General features: G+C 65.0%; 24 protein-coding genes and 1 pseudogene. 11 read left to right on the top strand and 14 right to left on the bottom strand.

The features are described 5' to 3' along the window. Positions 1 to 250: 250 nt before the first annotated feature. From ACNQS7_RS10125 to ACNQS7_RS10110, 4 genes are all read left to right on the top strand, one after another. The gene (locus ACNQS7_RS10125) at positions 251 to 904 is read left to right on the top strand and encodes a WD40 repeat domain-containing protein (RefSeq protein ID WP_418012458.1); all 654 of its coding nucleotides are present in this window, start codon (positions 251 to 253) and stop codon (positions 902 to 904) included. Positions 905 to 937: 33 nt separating this feature from the next. After that, positions 938 to 2,251, top strand: a complete 1,314-nt coding sequence (locus ACNQS7_RS10120) for a WD40 repeat domain-containing protein (protein WP_418012457.1) — start codon at positions 938 to 940, stop codon at positions 2,249 to 2,251. 426 nt (positions 2,252 to 2,677) lie between these two features. Next, on the top strand, positions 2,678 to 3,688 hold the full coding sequence (locus tag ACNQS7_RS10115; protein WP_418012456.1) for a hypothetical protein: 1,011 nt from the start codon (positions 2,678 to 2,680) through the stop codon (positions 3,686 to 3,688). Positions 3,689 to 3,868: 180 nt separating this feature from the next. Then, a complete protein-coding gene (locus tag ACNQS7_RS10110) occupies positions 3,869 to 4,876 on the top strand; it encodes a YncE family protein (protein WP_418012455.1) in 1,008 nt (335 codons plus the stop codon). Positions 4,877 to 4,896: 20 nt separating this feature from the next. On the opposite strand, the gene ACNQS7_RS10105 is transcribed toward ACNQS7_RS10110, so the two are convergent. Then, entirely contained in the window at positions 4,897 to 5,292 is a 396-nt protein-coding gene (locus tag ACNQS7_RS10105) for a hypothetical protein (RefSeq protein WP_418012454.1), read from the bottom strand. An 845-nt stretch (positions 5,293 to 6,137) separates the two neighbouring features. Between ACNQS7_RS10105 and ACNQS7_RS10100 the strand changes: the two genes are divergently transcribed. Further along, complete coding sequence (locus ACNQS7_RS10100) at positions 6,138 to 6,854, top strand: DUF4190 domain-containing protein (protein ID WP_418012453.1); 717 nt, start codon at positions 6,138 to 6,140, stop codon at positions 6,852 to 6,854. A gap of 49 nt (positions 6,855 to 6,903) precedes the next feature. Here the strand turns inward: ACNQS7_RS10100 and ACNQS7_RS10095 are convergent. The 3 genes and pseudogenes from ACNQS7_RS10095 to rnhA all read right to left on the bottom strand — a co-directional run. Further along, positions 6,904 to 7,265, bottom strand: a pseudogene (locus tag ACNQS7_RS10095) (MMPL family transporter); the annotation flags it as partial. A 198-nt stretch (positions 7,266 to 7,463) separates the two neighbouring features. Next, a complete protein-coding gene (locus ACNQS7_RS10090; RefSeq protein ID WP_310784981.1) occupies positions 7,464 to 8,267 on the bottom strand; it encodes a DUF1906 domain-containing protein in 804 nt (267 codons plus the stop codon). A gap of 118 nt (positions 8,268 to 8,385) precedes the next feature. Beyond that, on the bottom strand, positions 8,386 to 8,844 hold the full coding sequence (gene rnhA, locus ACNQS7_RS10085; protein ID WP_418012452.1) for a ribonuclease HI: 459 nt from the start codon (positions 8,842 to 8,844) through the stop codon (positions 8,386 to 8,388). A gap of 146 nt (positions 8,845 to 8,990) precedes the next feature. Here rnhA and ACNQS7_RS10080 point away from each other — a divergent pair, with 146 nt between their 5' ends. Next, on the top strand, positions 8,991 to 9,644 hold the full coding sequence (locus ACNQS7_RS10080; protein ID WP_418012451.1) for a TetR/AcrR family transcriptional regulator: 654 nt from the start codon (positions 8,991 to 8,993) through the stop codon (positions 9,642 to 9,644). Here the strand turns inward: ACNQS7_RS10080 and ACNQS7_RS10075 are convergent. Beyond that, on the bottom strand, positions 9,635 to 10,684 hold the full coding sequence (locus ACNQS7_RS10075) for an alpha/beta fold hydrolase (RefSeq protein ID WP_418012450.1): 1,050 nt from the start codon (positions 10,682 to 10,684) through the stop codon (positions 9,635 to 9,637). The two genes, ACNQS7_RS10080 and ACNQS7_RS10075, sit on opposite strands and share 10 nt — an antisense overlap. Positions 10,685 to 10,778: 94 nt before the next feature. Next, positions 10,779 to 11,351 carry a TetR/AcrR family transcriptional regulator gene (locus tag ACNQS7_RS10070; protein WP_418012449.1) on the bottom strand — a complete coding sequence of 191 codons (573 nt, stop codon included), beginning with the start codon at positions 11,349 to 11,351 and terminating at the stop codon, positions 10,779 to 10,781. Positions 11,352 to 11,456: 105 nt separating this feature from the next. On the opposite strand from ACNQS7_RS10070, the gene ACNQS7_RS10065 reads away from it, so the two are divergent. Then, positions 11,457 to 11,933, top strand: coding sequence for a DUF1772 domain-containing protein (locus tag ACNQS7_RS10065; protein WP_418012448.1), 477 nt, complete (start codon positions 11,457 to 11,459; stop codon positions 11,931 to 11,933). 35 nt (positions 11,934 to 11,968) lie between these two features. Further along, complete coding sequence (locus ACNQS7_RS10060; RefSeq protein WP_418012447.1) at positions 11,969 to 12,355, top strand: nitroreductase/quinone reductase family protein; 387 nt, start codon at positions 11,969 to 11,971, stop codon at positions 12,353 to 12,355. On the opposite strand, the gene ACNQS7_RS10055 is transcribed toward ACNQS7_RS10060, so the two are convergent. From ACNQS7_RS10055 to ACNQS7_RS10045, 3 genes are read right to left on the bottom strand one after another with little or no spacing between them, the layout of a single operon-like run. Continuing rightward, positions 12,340 to 12,705 (bottom strand): PaaI family thioesterase, encoded by a 366-nt coding sequence (locus ACNQS7_RS10055; protein ID WP_418012446.1) that lies wholly within the window; start codon positions 12,703 to 12,705, stop codon positions 12,340 to 12,342. The two genes, ACNQS7_RS10060 and ACNQS7_RS10055, sit on opposite strands and share 16 nt — an antisense overlap. A gap of 16 nt (positions 12,706 to 12,721) precedes the next feature. Beyond that, positions 12,722 to 13,066: a hypothetical protein gene (locus ACNQS7_RS10050; RefSeq protein WP_055577441.1), complete on the bottom strand. Its 345-nt coding sequence runs from the start codon at positions 13,064 to 13,066 to the stop codon at positions 12,722 to 12,724. A gap of 38 nt (positions 13,067 to 13,104) precedes the next feature. Further along, positions 13,105 to 13,851: an alpha/beta fold hydrolase gene (locus ACNQS7_RS10045; RefSeq protein WP_418012445.1), complete on the bottom strand. Its 747-nt coding sequence runs from the start codon at positions 13,849 to 13,851 to the stop codon at positions 13,105 to 13,107. Positions 13,852 to 14,001: 150 nt separating this feature from the next. Here ACNQS7_RS10045 and ACNQS7_RS10040 point away from each other — a divergent pair, with 150 nt between their 5' ends. Continuing rightward, on the top strand, positions 14,002 to 14,208 hold the full coding sequence (locus ACNQS7_RS10040) for a long chain fatty acid-CoA synthetase Faa4p (protein ID WP_310785000.1): 207 nt from the start codon (positions 14,002 to 14,004) through the stop codon (positions 14,206 to 14,208). A 20-nt stretch (positions 14,209 to 14,228) separates the two neighbouring features. Here ACNQS7_RS10040 and ACNQS7_RS10035 read toward each other — a convergent pair whose 3' ends face one another. After that, on the bottom strand, positions 14,229 to 15,665 hold the full coding sequence (locus ACNQS7_RS10035) for an APC family permease (protein ID WP_418012444.1): 1,437 nt from the start codon (positions 15,663 to 15,665) through the stop codon (positions 14,229 to 14,231). Between the two features lie 18 nt (positions 15,666 to 15,683). Further along, complete coding sequence (locus ACNQS7_RS10030) at positions 15,684 to 18,119, bottom strand: glycogen/starch/alpha-glucan phosphorylase (RefSeq protein WP_418015953.1); 2,436 nt, start codon at positions 18,117 to 18,119, stop codon at positions 15,684 to 15,686. 230 nt (positions 18,120 to 18,349) lie between these two features. Here ACNQS7_RS10030 and ACNQS7_RS10025 point away from each other — a divergent pair, with 230 nt between their 5' ends. Next, entirely contained in the window at positions 18,350 to 18,991 is a 642-nt protein-coding gene (locus ACNQS7_RS10025) for a TetR/AcrR family transcriptional regulator (RefSeq protein WP_418012443.1), read from the top strand. On the opposite strand, the gene helR is transcribed toward ACNQS7_RS10025, so the two are convergent. Continuing rightward, entirely contained in the window at positions 18,928 to 21,297 is a 2,370-nt protein-coding gene (gene helR / locus ACNQS7_RS10020; RefSeq protein WP_418012442.1) for an RNA polymerase recycling motor ATPase HelR, read from the bottom strand. The two genes, ACNQS7_RS10025 and helR, sit on opposite strands and share 64 nt — an antisense overlap. Between helR and ACNQS7_RS10015 the strand changes: the two genes are divergently transcribed. Further along, positions 21,296 to 21,706, top strand: coding sequence for a CD225/dispanin family protein (locus ACNQS7_RS10015; RefSeq protein ID WP_418012441.1), 411 nt, complete (start codon positions 21,296 to 21,298; stop codon positions 21,704 to 21,706). The two genes, helR and ACNQS7_RS10015, sit on opposite strands and share 2 nt — an antisense overlap. Here ACNQS7_RS10015 and ACNQS7_RS10010 read toward each other — a convergent pair. Next, positions 21,694 to 22,260 (bottom strand): TetR/AcrR family transcriptional regulator, encoded by a 567-nt coding sequence (locus tag ACNQS7_RS10010; protein ID WP_418012440.1) that lies wholly within the window; start codon positions 22,258 to 22,260, stop codon positions 21,694 to 21,696. The genes ACNQS7_RS10015 and ACNQS7_RS10010 overlap by 13 nt on opposite strands. Beyond that, on the bottom strand, positions 22,257 to 22,580 hold the full coding sequence (locus ACNQS7_RS10005) for a DMT family transporter (protein ID WP_418012439.1): 324 nt from the start codon (positions 22,578 to 22,580) through the stop codon (positions 22,257 to 22,259). Before ACNQS7_RS10005 ends, ACNQS7_RS10010 begins: the two co-directional genes overlap by 4 nt. Positions 22,581 to 22,597: the final 17 nt, after the last annotated feature.

Here is a 22,597-nt window from a genome sequence, read left to right as displayed (position 1 = left end):
CCGCGGTTACGCAGCCGAAGCGACGCCGCGCGCTCATAGCCGTGCTCGCGGTGACGACTGTAATCGCTCTGGTCGCCGCCGTGGTCGGCTTCGTCATGGCGTCCAGGCCAAGCGACGGGCGGATCGGAGTCTTCTCCAGGCGACCGGCCTTCGCCTGGCCGACGAAGCTCAGTCGATTTTGGCCCGTACCCGCCCTGGAACGGCCGTCACGGCCTTCCAAGGGCTGGTCACCGCGCAGCGACTTGCGCAAATGCCTGACGACGATCCGCTGCGCAGGGTCCTGGAGGACAACGCCCGGGCCCTGAAGATCATCGAGGCATCCTTTGCGCCACCCAATGAAGTCACCGCGGTCGCGTTCAGCCGCGACGGGCAACGGATTGTCGCAGGAGATGATTCGGGCGTGTCGATCTGGAACGCCGACACCGGCCTACTGGTTGGTGAGCGGACCCATCTCGACTATGTCCGGAGTGTGGTGGTCAGCCCGGACGGTACGCGGGCCGTCGCCCTCCTTCGGACCACCGCGCAGGTGTTGGACGTTCAGACCGGCCATCCGATCGGCGATCCGCTGAAGGTCAACGGTCCTGTTATGGCGTTCAGCCCGGACAATTCGCGAATAGCGTGCGGCGCCAAAGACGGCACCATTCAGATCTGGGATGTCAACACCGGCCGAACCGTCGGGAAGCCTCTAACAGGCCACCAGGACGCGGTGCTCGCCGTGGCGTACAGCCAGGACGGTAGCCGCATCGCCTCTGGCGGTGGGGACAAGACCCTGCGGGTGTGGGATGCGGTCACCGGCCAACCAATCGGTCAGCAGATGACCGGGGGCTCAATTCGCAGTGTGGCCTTCCACCCCGACGGCACGCGGATCGCCTCCGGCGACAGCGAGGGCACCATCCAGTTGTGAAACGCCGATGCGAGTAAGGCAGTCAGTCCACCGATGACCGGCCACACGAAGAACGTGTACAGCGTGGTGTTCAGCCCCGACGGCAAGCGAATCGTCTCCGGAGGGGAGGACGAGACCGTGCGGCTGTGGAATGCCGACACCGGCCAGCCCATCGGCCGCCCGTTCGCTGGCCACCAATGGAGCGTCGGGACCGTGGCGTTCAGTCCCGACGGCAAGCGGATCGTCTCCGGCAGCGGGGATAGGACCATCCGAACATGGAATGCTCAACCAGTCCCGCTGGTTGGCCAGACGCTGACCCCGCCCGGCTGGGTCCCGCTGTCCCCGGGCACGGTAGCGGAGGTCGTAGTGGCCGTCAGTCCCGACGGCACGTGGATCGCCTCCGGCGGTGACGGCATCGCACGATGGGACCCGGCCAATGGCCAACCCGTCGGCGTCCCGCTGACCGAGTACGGGCAATTCGTGGCATTGAGCCGCGACGGCACGAAGATTGCCGCGAGCGGTGATGGAAAGACATACGTGTTGGAGGTGGCCACCGGCCGACCCTTCGGCAGGCCGATAGAGAGCTGGGACGTGCGAAGGGTCGCCTTCAGCCCGGACGGTACGCGGCTCGCCTCGGGCGGTGGCGACAAGACCGTGCGGCTGTGGGACGTGGCGACCGGCCAACAAGTCGGAAACCCTATGTCAGGCCACAATTCCGATGTAAAGGGTGTTGCATTCAGCCCGGACGGCACGCGCATCGCTTCGGGCAGTACCGACGGAGTGCGTTTGTGGGACGTGGCGACCGGCCGGCAAATCGGTGACGTGATGAACGTCTCTGGCCCGGAAACGAGGGGTGTCGAGAGCGTCGTATTCAGCCCCGACGGCAGCCGGATCGCCTCGGGCGAGGTCCTGACCAGAGGCGACACGGTGCGCTTGTGGGACGCGGCCACCGGCAAACCCGTCGGCCGGCCGATGACTGCGAAAACGGTGACGAGCTACCCGGGCCTGGTTCTGTACAACATGAGCGTGGCGTTCAGCCCCGACGGCAAGCGCATCGCTTCTACTACGTGGGATCGCACCGTGCTGCTGTGGGACGCTGACACCGGACAACCCGTCGGCGCGCCGTTGCGAGGCCACACGGCGGACGTGACGAGCGTGGCATTCAGCCCCGACGGATCTTTCCTCGTGTCCGGTAGTGAGGACGGAACCGTGCGGCTGTGGCTCAACTATCCCGACGCGGCATCGGCAATGTGCGCCAAACTCTCCACGAACATGAGCCGCCGGCTGTGGCAGGCCTGGGTGTCACCCGATATCGACTACACCGAAGCCTGCCCGGGACTTCCGATCAAGAAGGAGTACGAGTGGTAGGTAGGCCGCTACAGTTCGTTGTTCGCATCCGGGTTTGCGCTGAGCGTAAACCATTGTCCGGTAACGGGTTTTAAGGCCGCGGCCGTGTAACGAGATGCTTTTCGCGCTACTACGGCAGTACACCTGGCCGTACCGAGGACTGATCGCGGTCCTTGTGTTGTATTTGTGCGCGGTGAACTGGCGCCCGCCAGGACCGCCGACGGCGAAACGTCCACCAGGGGAACAGATTTAGGTGGTGCGACGGCCCGGCACCGATGACGCCGCCGCCGGGCGTCGGGCTGAAAGCGGGCACCGTGCCACACGGGTGAAGGCGCCCGCCGCGAATGGACCTTCGTCCTCTTCTTTGGTGCCGAAGGTGCCTATCAAGTGTGGCCAGGAGCGCCTTATGGTGAGTCGGCTGATGGGCTGGACATTCGGGAGGGCTCGATGGCCGAGACCTCGTTTGAGCGCTACCCAGAGTGCGCCGCGCCACGGCGCCGTCGGGCCGGTCGCGCCGGCATCCTTGCCGCTGTGCTGGTCGTCGTGGTCTTCGCATCGATCGTGGCCGTCATCGTCTTGTCGCGCCGGTCCGCAGAAGAATCGACAGCCGCACCCGCCGGCCCCCTCGATGGCACTTTTATTGCTGAATTCGGCCCCCGGACTGACATCTTCGGCAACGCCTATCAAGGGAATGTGGTAACGGAAAATTTTGACGGGCCATGGTCAATCCGGTCGATGTGTCGAGCTAATGGCTGTCTGGCGACCGCATCTTATGGTCGGCAGAATTCCAAGTTGTCACGTTTGGTGTTCGACGAGATCGACGGACGATGGCTGGCGGTCGCGGTGGCACCAGGCACATGTGACACGGTCGGCACCGATGTCTGGGTGATATTTACGGTGCAACCCCGTCCCGATGGAACATTATCCGGTGAGTATCTCGAGGCCCCTCAAATCCAGTGCGGCGCCCCCGGCATTCGGGGATCGAGCCTGCCCGCGAAGCAGATCCTGACGTTTCGTCGTAGCGGGAACGTCGATTCGAACGTCCAGGTGGCGGACTCCGAGGCGCAACCACCGCGACTCCGGTCGCCGGCGCAAGGATTGCACGGTCAATATCTGGAGACAATGCAACAGATAACGGGCACCTATACCCTTAGTCATTCCGTTAAGACGTATTGTGTCCGCACCGGAGACCACTGCATAGGTCTCATCTACACCGCCCTCGACTTTACGCCGCTGGTCTTTGCCGGCAAAAAGTGGACCGTGAATCTTGAACGCGATATGAGATGTGCGAGTGGTGGCGCGGGGCGTTATACGGACTTCCGGGAATTCCCGTTGCCCCCTTTGCCCCAGGATCCGATTCCCATCCTCACGGGGCGCGCCCACCAGCAGGTGACCGGCGGTACCCCCTGCGACAGCGTCTACGACTTCGACGACAAATTCGAACGCACTGGAGAATGAATTGTGAAAAGCCTGGCCCTCTTCCCAAGCCTCGTTAGGCTGCAACGCCGACCCAACCGCCAACGCCCGCGGCTGGCCCGGATCCCGTTGCGCACCGGTGTGCTCGCGGTCATCGCAGCCGTCGTGTTCGCAATGGTCTTGGCTGGATGCCGGGGCTCTACCGGGGGCCAGGCTTCGACGGTGAGTTCCGCGCCGGCCGCGCCGTCGACAAGCAAGCCCGATCCCAATGGGGCAGGTCCTTACACCGTCGCGGCCACCATATCCGTCGAAGGCGGCGCGTTCGGCCTGGCGTTGGACCCGGGCACCCACACCATCTACGTCGCCAACGCTGACAACACCGTGTCGGTGATCGACGGGGCGACGCGCACTGTGACCGCTACCGTGCCTGTCGGCAAGAGCCCAGTCGACCTGGGGGTGGACTCGAACACCCACACCCTCTATGTCGCTAGCTTGGACAACACGGTGTCGGTGATCGACGAGGCGACCCGCACCGTGACCGCCACCATGCCCCTCGGCAACAGCCCTGTGGACTTAGCGGTGGACTCGAGCACCCACACCGTCTACGTCACAACCGGACGCATGTGCGGCAATGCAGGGTTCTGCTACGGCGACGGCACCGTTTCGGTCATTGACGGGGCGTCGCGAACCGTCGTCGGCACCATGTCCCTCGAAAAAGGTGACACAACCGACGTGGCGGTGGACCCGGGTACCCATGCCGTCTACATCAGCACGTTCGGCGGCGTGGCAGTGATCGACGGCGCGAAGCGCACCGTCACCGCGACCGTTCCCATCGAAGGTCCCCATCCGGACAACCTGGCAGTGGACCCGGCAACCCACACCGTCTACGGCACCGCGGGCGACGGCGTGTCGGTGATCGACGGGGCGACGCACACCGTCACCGCCACCGTGCCCTTGCACGTCGACAGCGGTTCGGTGCACTCGTACCCGTACGACCTCGCGGTGGACCCAGGCAGCCACACCGTCTACGTCACTTACGGCTACAACGACACATTGTCCGTGGTTGACGGATCGACGCGCACCGTCACCGCCACCATGCAGCTGCCCACCGGCAAGGAAACGCTGCACATGCTGGCGGTGGACCCGGGCACCCATGCTGTCTACGTCAGCAGCCCGGTTTACGGCGCCAACCAAGGCAGCGCCACGGTGCTGGTGATCGAACGTCGATAGGTTGTATCGGCGTGCGAAGCTCACCTGTTGCGCGTCCACCAGTCATACAAACCGGCGAGATCGGGTCCTTCGGCGATGCTGAGGAGCCGGTCGGAGTCCCGCGTCCACATGATGGATTTCGCTTCGGCATTGCCGTGCACCGGGCCGTAGACCTTGCCGCACACCATCCAGCCGGCAACCTTGTCGGGCGCGCGATTGTCACGCCAGGTCGCCGCGGCTGCGGGACCGGTTCCCTGCTGGCCAGGGCACGGTAGGAACCACCAATAGGCCTGGCGGCTGGCATTTTTTTCCGCCGAAAACGCCTTGACCAGCTTTTCGTCATCCGCGTAGAGCCTGTAATAGGCGTAGGTCGGGCCGCCAGGCAGGGAGTTGTCCCGACATTCAAGGGCGGCCAGGGCAAGCATCGACTGCGCCACTCCCGTAGGTGACGACTGATTGTTCGGCGACTGGCACGAGGCGGGGTCATAACCAGCTGGCAGCACGCTTCTCAGCTGTTCCTCGGGGCCGGCGCCGGCCGTGGGAGCGGCACCGATGGCGGTCGTCGCAACGGCTCCCATCACCGCAAGGGCTCGGATTGCCAAACACCGCAACGGATTAGATGCTTTCCCCAACTCATGACCCGTTCTCTAGGGAATCACGCCCTCCCAAGCGGTGGGACGATTTCGCTGCGTCGGGTTGCGGCGCGAGATGACGAAATCGGTTATCAATAGCCGCTATTCGGGACTGGATTAGCAGTTCTTCAGGCAATTGGTCAGGCACGAGAGCTGTGAGGAGGTGCGGCAGTAGACGTCCCCGCAACAGCGTTCGTAACAGGTGTCGCTGCAGCTACTACTCTCTTCACTGCAGGGCGGGTCGGGGTCAGGGTCGGCGATGGCTATCGGAGCAAATCCCAGCGCGGCCGCCGCGACGGACGCTGCGGCAAGTAATGAGCGAATCATAGGAGCGAATTTTCTCGATAAGGTGATGTCCCGCTAGGGCCTTTCGTCCCTGATGGGGCATCGGCGTCACCTTCGTCAGAAGCAAAATAGCCGTCCACCGGTCGTAAAGATTGGCAGGGGCGGGTTCCCATGGCAAGGGCGAGAACAAGTTTCGATTGGTTTGTCCACTCCATGGCGAGGTCCGCCCCGCGGACCTGGGCCGATATTGTGGTTAGCGAGTGAATCTGCTTGGTGGTCGGGGACTTATGGCACTACTTACGCAGCAGCACTGCGGCTTAATGTGCCGTCTATAAACTCCGGCACTTTCACCGATAGGGGTCCGCATGTCCTCCCCGCCGCCACCGCGAGAGTGGCAACAGGCACCCATAGCGGGAGGACTGCCACCCGACGACCCTTGGCCGCTGCCGCCAAAGCCACGAAAGGGCAAGGGCCTTGCGCTGACGGCCCTCCTGTTCGGCATCTTCGGTACTTGTCTGGGGCTGCTTCCCGTGGTCGGGATCATGGCCTTGCCGGTCGCCGTCGTGGGCCTTGTGTTCGGCATCATCGCGCTGGTCGGCGCGATCAGAGGAGTGCGCGCGGGCAGAGCCGGGGCCATTGCCGGCACATTGCTCTGCGTGCTGGCGCTGGTCCTCGGGAGCTTCTGGATCGTCGTCATCCTCAACTCTTTCAAGGACAGCCGCCCACCAATGGAGTCCATCACGGGCCAGGACACCGACGTGATTCTGCGCAATGATCTCGACGTCGAGTTGGGCCAATTTGTCACTGACAGCGATCCGGGCAAGCCCGGCAAAATGGTTGTGACCCTGCGCAACAAGAGCAACAGCAGCCAGTCCTTCAGCGTCGAAGTTGAAGCTCTTGACGCCAACGGAAATCGCATCGCAGACGACACCGCTTTCGTGGACATCCTGGCGCCTGGCGAAGCCGCCCAGAGGGACATGTTCGTTTTCGTCACGAGAGACAGGCGCGATGCGATGAAGAAGGCAAGCTTCAAGATCGTCGCGGCGTCGAAGTATGCACCGGTACCGCCGCCGGCGAAGTAAGAGATTTCAGATATGTTGCAATGCAATGCTTCACGGCGCTACCGCACCTCTACCCAGCCGTCTTTGTCGGTCGATGTGGCCACCGGCTAGTCTCACCTAACAGCGTGGCGATGGCAGGGACAGTGACGGTTCGGACGACGAACGTATCCAGCAGCCAGCCCGCTACCAATAATGAACCCGCTTGGATCATCATGCCGACGGGGCCGATCATCAAGCCGAACATGCTGGCGGCGACGATGATCCCCGCCGAGGTGATGACGGACCCGGTGTTGGCGACGGTGCGTAGGACGCCGACGTGGAGTTGTGATACGCCGACGGCGACAAGCAGGATAAAAGCCAAAGCGGTACGGGCCAGCCGATGTGGTGGCCGAACCCGTACTGGAACACGAGAACCCCGAATCCCAGGGCAGCGAATTAGTTCACACAACGGTGCCCAGCAGGTGCGCGGGGCGACCAGAGCGCGCAACAGCGGACTCAGGGTGTGAACTCCCGTCGCGAGTGCCTGCGCGCCCGAGTCGATCCCCTTCCGCGCCTGATCCCGGTGTCGCGCGCGCCGGAACCGATCCGGTCGGCGAGCAGCGCTAGAGACCGGAATGTGGCCTCAGCGGCTCACGGATGCAGGTGCCACTGACCGCAATCCGCGGCAAGGATGTCGTTGACGTCCACTTCTTGTCCTCCCACTTTCGGGCCTGGGTTCGACGCCGTACTCACCACGCGTTGGTAGAGGACCGCGGCGGGGTCGATCCTGCTACCGGACCAGGCTTTGGTCTGCCAGGCCCACCGATGGCCGGGGGTGCGCGAGTTTCCGATGACTCCGTCAGCGGCTGCCCACTGGCATACATCGATCCCGCCGTAGACACCGGTCCGCTGCACGCCCAGAACGGAGTTGATTCCGCGAAACCACTTCAGCGCCAGATTGTTCCAGGTGTCGTGGTTGATGTCCTCGTCGATGGTGAAGAAGATCGGGGCACTCTGACCGCCACCCGCCGCCGTGTGCAACTTCCAGGCGGTGCGGGCATCCTCGACGCCACCGGCGAACCCGCGCTTGAAGTCCGACGATGCCGTGCCGCCCGGCTTGCCGTACTGGTAGTTGCTGACGATCATCAGCCCGGCAGCGGTCAGCTGCTCGGCGTAGGACCGGGTGATCGGCTTGGCGCCGAAGGACGAGCCGGGACGCGACAGCGAGACATAGTTGATGACCCCGGAGTAGCCGGCGGCTTTGATGTGCTCGGCTGGAATCTGGTGCATGGCGAAGTCGATCAGTTTGGGTGCGGCGGCAGCCGTCGCAGGTGCCGTTGTCGAGGCCACGTATAAAGCCGGCAGCGTGGAGAAGGCGACGGCATAGCGCATGAAGTCACGACGAGCAACAGGGCGCGCTTGCCGTGTCCAAAGATTGATCGAGCAGTCCCGCATCGCGTGATGCTATGTATGTGACTGTCGGAGATAGAAGTGGCGTGTGTGACCTGATACCAAATCGGTCCGTGCGGTTAACCGGACAGAGTTGAAAAGGAGTGGACCGCTCGCGCGAGAGCTAGCCGGAGAGCGCTTCCCGCAGGCCCCGGGTTGCCAGTTCGTCCGCAAGTTCGTTGTCGTCGATACCTGCGTGCCCCTTCACCCAGAACCACTCGACGCGGTGCCGGGCGCAGGCTGCCTGGAGCCTCACCCACAGGTCGACGTTCTTCACCGGTTGCTTCGCGGCGGTCATCCAGCCGTTGCGCTCCCAGCCGAGAACCCACTTGGTGATGCCGTTCCGGACGTAGGTGCTGTCGGTGTAGAGGTGGACCTGCACCGCTCGGGTCAGTGCCTCCAGCGCCATGATCGGCGCCATCAGCTCCATCCGGTTGTTGCTCGTCAGGCCGGGTTCGCCGCCGTACATCTCGCGGACGTGGTGACGCTGGCGCAGCACGGCGCCCCACCCGCCGGGGCCGGGGTTGGGTCTGCACCCGCCGTCGGTGTGAATGACGACGATGTCCGGGGCGGTGTCGACCATGCGCCGAGGATAGGCAACGGCGATCGCTGGTATGCGTGCGACACGACGCACCTGCTGATCAACTCCGAAACACCCGCCTGAAGATATCGTCATTCACGAATGGCGCTATTTTTGAAGAAAGCTTCATAACCTAGGAGCCGACGCCCGTGTCTGATGACCGCCCACTCAACCGCCTGGAAAGACGGAAGAAGCGCACCCGTGCGGCGCTGATCGCAGCCGCGCAGGAGTTCATGGCGGCGGGCAAGCTCAACGTGCCGATCCAGGACATCAGTCAAGCCGCTGACGTCGGCGTCGGCTCGTTCTACAACCACTTCGAGACCAAAGAAGATCTCTTCGAAGCGGCCATCAATGAGGTCCTCGATGCGCACGGGGCGTTGCTTGACGCGCTGACGGAGTCGATTGACGATCCGGCCGAGAAATTTGCATTCAGTTTCCGGCTGACCGGGCGGATGTTTCCCCAGCCGGCGAGCCGTATCGTCCTCAACCACGGACTGGCCCTCATCACCGCCGACCGGGGTCTGGCGCCGCGCGCCCAGCGCGACATCGCCGCCGCGGCCGCAGCCGGCAGGCTCCACGTCGCGGATCCGAAACTGGCGATGGCCGTCACCGCCGGAGTGTTGCTGGGGCTGGGCGAACTGCTGCAGGCCGAACCTGAGCGTGACGCGGCACAGAACACCGACCGGGTCGCGGAAGACCTGCTGAGGATGTTCGGGATGTCGGCCGACGAGGCTCACCAATTGTGCTGCAAGCCATTAGATTTCGACGCGCTTGGCCAATTGGAGGCGGCGGTTCAGCCGTAGACGGCGCGCGCCGGACGGCTTTGGGACACCGTGTCGCAGAAGTCGCTCAGCGCGTCAACGGTTTCCTGTGGCGCCTCGAACGGCCAGAAGTGCCCGGTGTCGAACAGATGCAGGCCACTTCCAGGCGGCAGCATCTCCAACAGTGCTGAATCCGCGTAGAATTCGCGGGGCTGCAGCGGATCGTGGGCGCCCTGCAGCAGCAGCACCGGAGCCGTCCAGGACCGAATCAGCCGGGTGCGCCGGTCCACCCATTCCTGACGAAACGACGAGGAGTGGAAATAGCGGGGGACCGCGGTAGCGATTCCCGGGTAGCTGAACTCCGCGCAGGTGCGCAGCAGATCCCGTTCGGCGACCGGCCTTTCGGTGAGCCACGAGTACACGGTCAGGACGAAGCGGCGTGCCTCGGTGAGCATGGCCGGTGCCTCCGGCGACTGCATCAGTTGTTGTTGCGGGTGCAGACTTGGGTGCAAATGCCAGAAGTGTTGCTGCCCACGGCCGTAGCCGCGGATGCGGTCGCCCTGCGCCGCGACGAGGTGGTCACCGACGGGGCTGCCGCGGTCGTGGGTGATGAGGGTGAATTCGCCGACTTGCAGCGTGTCGAGCAGAGCGCCGAGCTGCTGCGCCACACCCTCTTGGCGGTAGTCGCCGCTGCGTTTGTCGGACTGACCGTAGCCCTTGAGGTCGATGGCCAGGCAGTGATAGCGGGGGCTGAGTGCCTCCAAGGCGTAGTGCCATTGCCACCACGAGTCCGGCAGTCCGTGCAGAAACACCACTGTGGGATCTGACGGCGTTCCGGATTCCACGACGTGCCAGCGGACCGTTTCGCTGTCGCCCGGGGCTTCGACGAAGCGGTGGACCACGCTCACATCGCCCAGTTGCTCGGCTTCACCGTCGTGACCGGGGCGGGGCGGTTCCTGTTCACCCAGGGCCGTGACGAGATCGTGCGCGGTCTGCACTGCGGCCGCGAGGCCGTCCTGCAGCTTGTCAGCCACCCGCCGCGGCGGCTCGGTATAGGTGAGTTCAGACGTCGTAGCTGACACAGGCGACCTCCGGTGAAAGGGGTAATGAAGATATCTTCAGTCACGAGGTAATCGGCAGTCAAGGCGTTTAATGAAGAAATCTTCAGAAGCTACGTCACGGCGCAAGCAGGGCAACCAGCAGATCGACACGGTCGGCGTCGAGGCCGGGGCGTAGCCGGCGAGTGCGGGACAGGCTGACCAATCCGTGCAACGCCGACCAGAGCACCTCGGTCAGGGTGTCCGCATCGCGGTGCTCGGCAATGGCCGCGACCACCTCGCGCAGTTCGGAGAAGGCCGCTGCCAATTCCGGCGGCGTGTCCTCGGCGGCGAAGTGCAGGGAGGTAGCCCGGGTGAACATCGCGTCGTAAAGGGCAGGGTTCTCCTGGGCGAAATCGACGTACCCGTGCGCAACCCGCCGCAGCGCGTCGGTAGTCGTGGCGGCGCCGGCGCGCGCGCCGCGCAGTTTCTCGGTGAGCTCACCGAACCCCTCGAGGGCGACGGCCTTCGCGAGTTCGTCCATGTTGGTGAAGTGCGAATACAGCACGGGTTGGCTGTATTCGATCTCGGACGACAGACGGCGCGTGGTGACGGCGTCCCACCCTTCGTTCTCGGCCAAACGGCGCGCGGTCGTCACGATCAGCTGCTGTCGCGCGGCTCGTTCACGGGTGCGACGGTCCTCGGCGGGCATGCGCAACAGTAGCATTGCTAGTTCCAATAGCACCGCTATTGACACGTGCGGCGGACGGGCTTAGCGTTGCTAGCATATCTAGCAGTGACCAAAGAAAGGCCTCGCATGTCCCTCGTTCAGTTCGCTCAACTTGCGGCGCTGATCGCCGTCGTCGCCAACGGTGCGGTTTACGGCACCGATGTGTTCTGCGCGATCGTGTTGCGGCCCGCCCTGGCCCAGGTTGACGACGAGGCGCTGTCGGCGGTCAGCGGTTTCGTGCACCGCTACGGTGACCGGCGAATGCCCGTGCCGGGGGTGGTGGGCGTCGTCGCTGCCGCCGCCAGCGCCGCAGTTGCCGCGGCCGCGGCGCACTGGGCCCAGGCGATCTCGGCCGGCGTGGCCGTAATGCTGTTGTTCGCCTGGCTGATGCTCTACCTCCGCGTCAGCGCGCCGATCAACCGGCAGCTCACCGCCGCCGCCGATCGGGGTCGGGTATTGCCGAATGTGCGCGTGCTGCAGGCAGATTGGGACCGGATCATCAATGCCCGCGCCCTATTGCAGGGGCTAGCGCTGGCCGCCTTGTGCCTCGCTCTGATCGCCTGACCCCGCGCCGAGGCGAACCCGGAAGGAATGGACCGATGACCACACGACCGAAAACCCTTGGGCGACTGCTGATGCGCGCCGCTCCGGTGATCAACGCGCCGGTGGCCGCAGTGGCCAGGTCACCGCGTTTCGCCGGACTGGTGAATCGAAACATCGCCATACTCAGTTACACCGGGCGGCGTTCCGGACGCAGCATCAGCATCCCCGTCGCATATCGCCGCACCGGTGACGAGGTCACCGTCAACGCCAACCTGCCCGAGACGAAAACGTGGTGGCGCAACTTCCTCGGTGACGGTGGCCCGGTCACACTGCAACTCAGGGGGATCGAGCGCACCGGTCATGCGGTGGCCACCCGTGACAGCGAGGGCCGGGTCACCGTTACGGTTCGGCTGACCGACACCGGAGGTCAGACGACAGCGTGACTCCCGATCGCGCGGGCGACCAGCTTGCCGTCCTGAAACACCTCCGCCTCCGAGGCGACGACGCGGCGACCGGCCTTCGTCGTCCGCGCCTTGCAGGTGAGAAGCGTCCCTGCGACCGCCGGCCGCAGGTACTGGATCATCAGGTCGAAATGCGGAGCCGCCCTCTCTTCATCGAGTGCGGAGTGAACCGCCAGTCCGGTGCTGGTGTCCAACAGGGCCGCAAGGAATCCGCCGTGGACGCTTCCGCGCTCGTTGCAGTGTTCGGCGCCTGGCAAGGCCTCCACGATCGCGTCCGGCCCTTGCGACGGCACGTAGCGGAAGCCGAGGAACTGGGCGAAATTACGCGTCATCGCCAAATCGTTTGCCTCACTTGCGTTGCTGACGCGTGGATTCCCGCACCGCTTCGGCCGCGTCGCGGAAGATCTGCCCGAAGTCAGGTACCCGGGCACGCGCGGCGGGCAGCGGGGCCGTCGGACGCTGCGTCTCGGCCAGGTCCAGAACCAGCCACGCGCCGAACTGGTGGGGTTGCACGCGCAGCAACAGGGTGTCCAATTCGTCTTCGAGCACCACGGGAACGGTCACGAATTCGCCCGGTTGCGCCTTGTCGAGGCGGCGGCGCACATCCGTGACATCGGCATCTTCGGCGAGGCGCCACCGAAGCTCCTGGCCGGTTCGGTGGGCCGGCGAATACAGCACGAGATATTTCCCCACGAGACGAAGCGTAAGGCCTGTTTCCGACGATGCGTCGCTCAGTCCAGCAAATTCCAGAACTCGGTCAGGGCCGCCGCGCCGCGCGCCGGGTCCTGCACCATCCACCAGTGCCCGAGGCCGTCAAGCACTGCGGTGCGGGCGCCGGCCCGCTCGGCCGCCCGGCGCCTGGTTTCTTCGCCGCCGATATACGGGTCGTCGGTCGCCAGCAACGACAGCCCGGGCCGGGCCGCGGCGTTCTCGAGGGCCCGTCCGGCTTCGGCCATCGCCGGCTGGGCGGCCGAGCGGTAGAGCGTCAGAATCGCCCGGCCCATGGCCGCGTCCTGTTCCCGCGCGATCGCCGTGGCGATGTCGGCCGGTATGCCGAGCGCACCCATCTGCGCGGCCCGGTCCTCGACGGTTCCACCCAGCATGGTGTCGACGAGTTGCTCACCGTCGCCGGGCGTCTGCCAGATCTGCGCCATGTCGTGCCAGACGTAATCCGGGTCGAACAGGCCGACGGCGTCGCTGGCCCAGCTGCGGACCAGCTCGGGCCGGTGCATCACCACATTCACCACGTGCCCACCACCCCAGTCGTGGCCGACCAGGTCGATCACGCCGCCGATGCGCTCCAATTCGCCCTCGAGCCAATCGCGATAGGCGACATAAGTCGCCGGTAAGTCCTCCGGCAGAGGTGCGCCGAATCCCGGCGGGGACAGCCGCACCACGTCGTCGCGTCCCAGCGCGTCGATCAACGGACCCCAGATCGCATCCGTCTCCGGATTGCCATGCACCAGAACAATCGACACGCTGCCTCCTTTTCCGAGTTCCGATTAGGTTTTACTCCGGAGTCGCATTAGTCTTGCGCGCGGTCCGTCATCCGACTCAGGAACACACCTATGCCTCTTCAGCCCACTCTGCGCCGCCCACATTCGACGCGCAGAGGTCGTACGCAGCGTATGAACTGCGTGACTGTTGGCCAGTGCTTCGACATCGACATCAGCCGTGACGCCGACGGATGGTTGATCCGGATACCCGAGGTGGACGGGATCGCCCGCGCCGCTCGCCGGTCGGCGGTCGAGCTCGCGGCGCGCCAGTGCATTGCACGCAAAACCGGCATTCCCATCGGTTACGTCGCCGTCTGGGTCGCCAACGAGAGCCGTTAGCCGGTCGCCGTTTCTGCCCGTCAGTGCGAGAAGACGGTCAGATCCCCGGGCTCGTTGTCGAGCACTTCGCGGTTGAAGATCATCATGTATCCGAAGTACAGGGCGCCCGTGCCCAGCAGGCCGGCCACGATGATCATCGGTACGACCGCGGAGGCGGGGGAGAGCAGGATGATCAGCGCGCAGATCGACCAGATCAGCGCCGCAACCGCGATCGGCAGCTCGAACCGCCCGATATCGAAAGCACCTTCCTGACGATCCAGTCGTTTGCGCACGACCAGGTACAGCACGACGATCATGCCGTAGGTCAGCGCCGGGAACACCGTCCCCGAGGTGATGAGCTCCAATAGCGCGTCGCCCGGCAATGCGGCCAGCACCGCCACGCCGATGACCACAGGCACGACGGTCGCCGGAATCGGCGTCTGAGTCCGGGAATTCACGCGTCGCATCAGCCGGTGGGCGGGGAAACGGTCGTCACGCGACATCGCGAAAATCATCCGTGAGCAACTGGTCAGCGTGACCATTCCGCCGCCGAAGAAGGCAATCGCAATGGCGACCAGGAAGATTCGCTCGGTCACCGTGCCGAGTTGATCGTGCATGATCATCGCCACCGGCGAACCGGCGGCCGAGACATGCGGGATGTCGTCGATGGCGACCGTCAACGCGATCAGGAACAGCAGGCCCAGCACGCTGGCCGCGGCCACCGACCCCACGATGGCACGCGGAACGCTGCGGAACGGGTCCTTGGCCTCCTCGGCCATATTGGCCGCGGAATCAAAGCCGACCAGCGTTCCCAGGCCCACGATCATGACGGCCATCAGGCCGCCGCCGAAGGCGAAGTAGTTCGGCGCCCCCTCAGTGATACCGCGGGACGTGAGGTTGCCGGCCGAGCCGTTTCCCGTCACCGACACGACAACGACGAGCGCGATGGCCAGCACCACCACGATGGACAACTCGATAGCCACCGCCGCCGAATTGATCAGCGCCACAATCCTTGTCGACGCAATCGCGAGTACAGCCTGGATCACCATCACCGTCACGGTGATCAGCCGCGCGGTACCTTCATCGGGCGCGATGTTGAACAACGGCATCAGGCATGTGCTTGACATCGCGCTGTCGATCGCCATCAGCCCGGTGATCAGGTAGCAGAAGGTCAGCCACCCGAAGAACCAGCCGATCTTCGGGTTGGCCAGGCGCGACCCCCACTGATAGGACGAGCCGCTGAGCGGGATGCGGGCGGCGAACTGTGCGATCACCAACGCGATCAACAGCTGCCCCACCGCGGCGACGATCCACGTCCAGATCCCCACCGGACCGGAGTTGCGCAACAGGTCGTCGTAGGTTCCGAAGATGCCCACCGCCACCGAGATGAAGGCGAACGAGACGGCGAACACCTGGAAGGAACCCAGGGTGCGTTTCAGTTCGGGCTCGTAACCGTATTCCTCGCTGAACTCAGTCATTGAGCCCCCGTATCTTCCTCAGATCTTGACGGTCAGCGGCCACACTTTCCAGATGTCTTCGCAGTATTCGGCGATGGCGCGGTCTGAGGAGAACTTGCCGCTGCGTGCGGTGTTGAGAATCGACATCTTCGTCCACGCGTCCCGGTCCTGCCAGGCCTGGCTCACGCGCTCCTGACATTCCACGTAGGACGCGAAGTCGGCACACACCAGAAAGGAGTCGTGGTAACGCAGGTTGTCGACCAGCGGCCGGAACACCTGGTGATCGCCATGCGAGAACGTCCCGCCCGCAATCAGGTCCAGTACCGCGCTGAGTTCTTCATTGCCGTCGATGTAATCCGCGGGCCGGTAGCCGCGCGCCTTGAGCGCTTCGACCTCGTCCACGGTCAGGCCGAACAGGAAGAAGTTCTCCGGGCCCGCCTCCTCGCGGATTTCGACGTTGGCCCCGTCCAGGGTGCCGACCGTCAGCGCGCCGTTGATCATGAACTTCATGTTGCCGGTGCCCGAGGCCTCCTTCCCCGCCGTGGAGATCTGCTCGGACACATTGGCCGCCGGATAGATCAGATGTGCGTTCTGCACGTTGAAGTTCGGGATGAACGCCACCTTCAGGAACTTGTTGACCTCCGGGTCGTTGTTGATGGTCTCGGCAACGGCGTTGATCAGCTTGATGATCCGCTTGGCCAGGAAGTACCCGGGTGCCGCCTTGCCACCGAAGATGAAGGCGCGCGGGGGAATCGACAGCCCGGGATTCTGCTTGAGCCGGTAGTAGAGCGCAACGATGTGCAATACGTTGAGGTGCTGACGCTTGTACTCGTGAATCCGCTTGACCTGGATATCGAAGATCCATTCCGGATTGAGTTCCACGCCCGTGGCCGACCGAACGAAAGAGGCCAGGCGCGCTTTGTTGTTGCGCTTGATGTCTCGCCACTGCTCCCGGAAGGACGAGTCATCGACGAACTGCTCCAGGCCACGCAGCCGGCCAAGATCGGTCAGCCACCCGTCGCCGATGGTGCGGTCGAGCAATTCGCGCAGCCCGGGATTGGCCAGCGCCAGAAAGCGGCGTGGCGTCACGCCGTTGGTCTTGTTGCTGAAGCGCTCTGGCCACATCTCGTAAAAGTCTTTCAGCACACTGTCTTTCAGCAGTTCGGAGTGCAGCGCGGCGACCCCGTTGACGGCATGGCTGCCGACCGTGGCCAGGTGTGCCATCCGGACGTTCCGGCCACCGTCCTCACTGATCAGCGACATCCGGCGGACCCGTTCGTGGTCACCGAGGAACCGGGTTCGGACTTCATCGAGGAACCGGCGGTTGATCTCGTAGATGATCTCGAGGTGACGGGGCAGCGACTCGCCGAACATCTCCAGCGGCCAGGTCTCCAGCGCCTCGGGCAGCAGCGTGTGGTTGGTGTAGGCGAACGTGGCAACGGTGATGTCCCACGCCTCCTCCCACTCCAGGTGGCGCTCGTCGATCAGCAGCCGCATCAATTCGGCGACCCCGATCGACGGGTGAGTATCGTTGAGCTGCAACGCAAATCGCTGAGGAAGTTCGCGCACCGACACGTCGGCCAGATCGTCCATGATGTGCAGCACGTGCTGCAGCGAACAGGACACGAAGAAATGCTGCTGCAGCAGTCGCAGGCGCTTGCCGGCCTCCGGCTCGTCGTTGGGGTAGAGCACCTTGGTGACCGTCTCGGAGGTGACCTCGTCCTCGACCGCCTTGTAGTAATCGCCGGTGTTGAACGCTTCCAGCGCGAACGACTTCACCGCCCGCGCACTCCACAGCGTCAGCACGTTGCAGGTGTTGACGCCGTAACCCTGGATGGGGGTGTCGTAGGCGACGCCCTTGAGCATCAGGCCCGGCACCCAGCGGGCGCGCTCGCGCCCAGAGTCGTCGGTGTAATGCTCGACGTAGCCGCCCCACTTGACCAGGTAATTGACGTCGGGTTTTGCTATCTCCCAAGGGTTTCCGCTGTCCAGCCAGTTGTCGGTCTGCTCGACCTGCCAACCGTCGTGGATCTCCTGATCGAAGATGCCGAACTCGTAGCGGATGCCGTAGCCGATCGCTGGGCGCTCCAGGGTGGCCAGCGAATCCAGGTAGCAGGCGGCCAGCCTGCCCAGACCGCCGTTGCCCAGACCGGGTTCCTCTTCGCAGGCCAGCACCTCGTCATAGTTCTGGCCCATCGCGGAGAGTGCTTGTTTGGCCGCTCTTTCCATGCGCAGGTTCAGCAAGTTGTTGCCGAGCTGAGGACCCATCAGGAACTCGGCCGACAGGTAGCAGGTCACCTTGCGGCCGAGATCGAGGGACACCTGCGTCGAGGCAACCCGGCGGTCCTGCATGCGATCACGCACTGCGAGCGCGAGCGCGCGGTAGTAATGCTCGGGCCGCAGCGCGGCCGCGGGGCGGCCGATCGAATACCGCAGATGATCGGTGATCGCACGTTGCAGCGCGGCGGCGCCCATGCCCGTCCGGGAGTGCTCGATCAGTTCGGCCCGCCCGGTGGCAGGAATCTCGTCGGAGGGTGTCTGATCAAGATCAGTCATGGTGGGTCCTATCCCTGGAAATCTCGCCGGCGCACGGGGGGAAACAGGCAAAGAGGCCTGCAGCGATGTTTGCACACCCGGCGCGGGAATGCCGTCCGAACACATGAACAGCTGGCTATGTACTCGTTATGCATTAGTCTCACGCTACGATGAAACAGATGGCCAAGAAGGCGGTGACTCCCGGGCCGCGCGACGAGCGCGGGGTGCTGCAGGCCCGAATCCTCAACTCCGCCAGGCAGGAATTCGCCACGCACGGCTGGGCTGGAACCACGATCCGGGCCGTCGCCCGCACCGCCGACGTAGACCCGGCGCTGGTGTATCACTACTTCGGCTCCAAGGAGCGCCTGCTGGACGCGGCGACGGACCCGCCGGCCAAATGGCTGGAAACGGTCGCGCAGACATGGGCCACGCCCCGCGGCGAGCTGGGCACCCGGCTGGTCCGCACCGTGCTCGGCGCTTGGGCAGACGACGAGATCGGTCCGGTCCTGCGCGCCGTGGTACTCACGGCCGCGCACGACGAGCGCACCCGGGAAAAGCTGCGCGCGGTGGTCGAGCGCAGCCTCATCGGTGGTTCGACGCTGGGTACCGACGAGACGGATCGGCTGCGGCGCAGCGGGTTGATCGCCAGTCAGCTAATCGGCTTCGCCCTGATCCGCTTCATCTGGAAAATCGAACCGGTGGCTTCGATGTCCGAAGAGGACGTGGTAGCCGCCGTCGCGCCCAACATTCAGCGGTACATCGACGGAGACGTCGTCGCCAGGCCGTCCAGCACCGGCGGCAGCGGTTCCTGATGGACAACGCAGAGGCGCTGAGTCGCGCGGGTGAGGGCGACGTAGAGTTCGGCGGCCCCGCGAGGGCCGTCGGCCAGGATCCGCTGCGGATCCACCACCAGAACGGCGTCGAACTCCAGCCCCTTGGTCGCTGACGGGAGCACCGCGCCGGGGACACCGGGTGGCCCGATCACCACGCTGGTGCCCTCGCGGGATCCCTCGTCACGCACGAAATCGTCTATGGCAGAAACTAATTGACTTTTATCTACCCGTCTTGACCACGGCCGGACGCCGCACGCGCGGACCGACTCGGGCGCCACGACGTCGGGTGCGAACTCGGCGAGCAACGCGGCGGCGACGGCCATGATCTCCGCCGGCGTGCGGTAGTTCACGGTCAGCGACCGGTAAATCCAGCGGCCGGGCACGTAGGGCCGCAGCATCGCATCCCAGGACGTCGCACCGGCCGCGGACCGTCGCTGCGCGAGATCGCCCACCACGGTGAAGGATCTGGCCGGGCAGCGACGCATCAAGACCCGCCAGTCCATTTCGGACAATTCCTGCGCTTCGTCGACCACCACGTGCCGATATGTCCAATTCCGTTCCACCGCAGCGCGTTCCGAGAGTTCACGCAGATCGCGTTCGACGAATCGGTCGGCCAGGTCCTCGCCGTAGAGCAGGTCCTGGGCGAGCAACTGGTCTTCGTCGTCCATCAGGTCTTCGCGACTGACCATCAGGTCCAGGACGCCGGCCGCATAGGCCGCCTCTTCGGCTTGTTCCTGTGCGGCGGTCTTTCTGGCGAGTTCCTCGGCCTCTTTGTTGACGCCCAGCAGATCCACCAGCTCGTCCAGCAGGGGCACATCGGACACCGTCCACGCGTCACCACTCTCGCGCCACAGCGCGGGATCGGCACCCGCCGCGCGCAGCCTCTCGGGCGACTCGTACAGCGCGGACAGCAGCGCGTCCGGGGTCAGGATCGGCCAGAGCTCATCAAGCGCGGCGGCGAACGCGGCGTTGTCCGCGAGTTCCTCGATCAGCTCCTCGCGAAGCTTCTCCCACGCGTTGCGGTCCGACCGGGTCAGCCAGCCGCGGCCGATCTTGCCGATCGCCCGCTCGGTCAAGACCCACGTGATGATGTCGGTGAACGCGGCGCGGGCCGCATTGTGCGACAGCCCGGTGGCGCGCGCCTCCTCCCTGGCCCACTGCGCCGTCTCGGCGTCGATACGCAGGGTGACATCGGACAGCTTGATCAGCAGTGGATCCTCCGGCAGCCGTTGGTAGTCGGCGATCGCGGCGGCGAGCACATCGAGGATCTGCAGTGAACCCTTGAGGCGCGCGGCGGTTGGCTCATCCTCGGCCGTGATGTGCAGACCGGGAACCAGATCGCCGACCGTCATGAACACCACGGTGGATTCGCCGAGTGAGGGCAGGACGCGGCTGATGTGGTCCAGGAATGCCGGATTGGGGCCGATGACGAGCACGCCGTGGCGTTCCATCCGCTCGCGCTGGGTGTAGAGCAGATAGGCGACGCGGTGCAGCGCAACCACCGTCTTGCCGGTGCCGGGACCGCCCTCGATCACCAGCACCCCGGAGTGGTCCAGACGGATGATGGCGTCCTGCTCGGCCTGGATGGTTGCCACGATGTCGCGCATCCCATCACCGCGGGGTGCGTTGATCGCGGCGAGCAGGGCTGCGTCGCTTGAGCTTTCGCGCTTGTCTCCGTCGTCCGCGCGGCCGAGCACCTCGTCGGTGAAGTCGACGACGCGACGCCCGCGGGTGTGGAACTGGCGGCGCCGCCGGATGTCCTCGGGGTTGGCTGCCGTCGCGGTGTAGAACGGACGCGCCGCCGGCGCGCGCCAATCGATCAGCACCGGTTCGTACTCGTTGTCCTGATCGAGCAGGCCGATGCGCCCGATATAGGACCGGTTGCCCGAAACACCGTCCAGCCGACCGAAACACAGCCCGTCGTCGGCGACGTCGAGGCGCTTCATCCGCCGCGCCAGCGCCCGCACTTCGACATCGCGATCCATCGGCGTTTCGCCGTCACCCCGCAAGGCGGCGCTGTACCTCGATTTCGCCTGCGCCCGTTCGGCGTCGAGCCGGGCATAGAGGCCGGTGACGTAGTCCTGTTCGAACCGCAGTTCGTCGTCGAAGCTGGTAGCTGACTCCCGCAATTCACCCCCCAATCCATGGACCCCGACCCACGCGGCGGCGTCCGGCCAGCAATTGTGCGGTATGACCCGGGCCTTGCCGCAAGCCCCGGGGGCCGTTATAAGGTGAAAAGGGCTTGAAAAGGCTTTGCGCGCAACCTCGTCGTCTGGAGTCCCCATGACCGGACCGCCGCCCGACAACCCGTACGGTGGCTATCAGCCACCCGGGGAATATCCGCCGTATCAGGGCGGCGGGTACCAGCCGCCACCGCCGCAAGGACCTTATGGCGGCTACCCACCCCCGTCGCCGCAGCCCTACGGTGGGTTCTCGCCGCAGGGGCCCTACGGGCAGCCGATCAAGCCCAACAATTACCTGGTGTGGTCCATCATCACGATCTTCCTGTGCATGATCCCGGGCATCGTGGCCACGGTGTATTCCAGCAAGGTCGACGGGCTGTGGGCACAGGGGCGATGGGCGGAGGCGAGCAGGTCCGCGAACACGGCCAAGACCTGGGCCATCGTGGGAACGGTCCTCGGTGGACTGCTCTGGTTGTCCTACCTGGGCAGGCTGGGCTCTCACGTCTCGTAGTCAGTCGCCGCCAGCCGGGCGATGGCGTCGGCCAGCGCGTCGGTGCTCAGCGGGGTGCCGGTAGCCAGCGGATGCAGCATGGCGCCGTCGAGAAACACCGCGATGGCGTCCGCGGCCCGCCGTCCGACCCGCGGCTCCAGCAGTGCGACGACGCCCTCGTTCCACACCCGGGCCAGGGGCCGCAATTCGTCCCGGTAACTCGCCGCCAGATACAACTCGTTGAGCGTCCGGTACCGGTCGTGGTCGGCCAGGTAGTCGGCGGTGAGCCGGGCCAGCACGGCCGGCAGGTCGGGGTCGGCGTCCAGTTCCTGCCGCCACTGCTCCAGGTGCTCGGCCGATGTGGTGGCGGCGTGCGCCAGGGCTGCTTCCCGCAGTTCGCCCAGGTCGCTGAAATAGTAGGTCGTCGACCCCACCGGGACGTCCGCCTCGGCTGCGACCAGGCGGTGTGTCAGCTGGCCGAGTCCGCGGCGGGCGATCACCCTGGTAGCCGCCTCAACGATCGCCTGACGGCGGCCGGCCGGGTCGCGCGGCCGGCGTTCGGGTGCGGTGCTCAATGCGCACCGCCGAGGTTGAGCGTTACGACCCCGCCGATGATCAGTCCGACACCGATCAGCTTCGCCGCCGACAGGGGTGAACCGAGAAACGCCACGGCGATGAACACGATCACGGCCGTCCCGATCGCAGACCACAACGCGTAGGCGACATCGGTCTGCATCCCGCGCGAGATGGACAGCGCCAGCAGGGCAAATGACACCGCGTAACCGGCCAGGCAGATGACGGTCGGCCACAGCCGGGTGAAACCCTCGGTGCTCTTGAGCAGGCTCGTCGCCGCTACCTCCGCGAAGATGGCGACCAACAGGTATAGATATGCCACGACACTCTCCCTCGTGT

The organism is Mycobacterium sp. 23, assembly GCF_048287075.1.
GTDB classification, from domain to species: Bacteria; Actinomycetota; Actinomycetes; order Mycobacteriales; family Mycobacteriaceae; genus Mycobacterium; species Mycobacterium gordonae_B.
The sequence above is the reverse complement of the archived record's forward strand: the minus strand, read 5'-3'. Positions and strand labels throughout refer to the sequence as shown.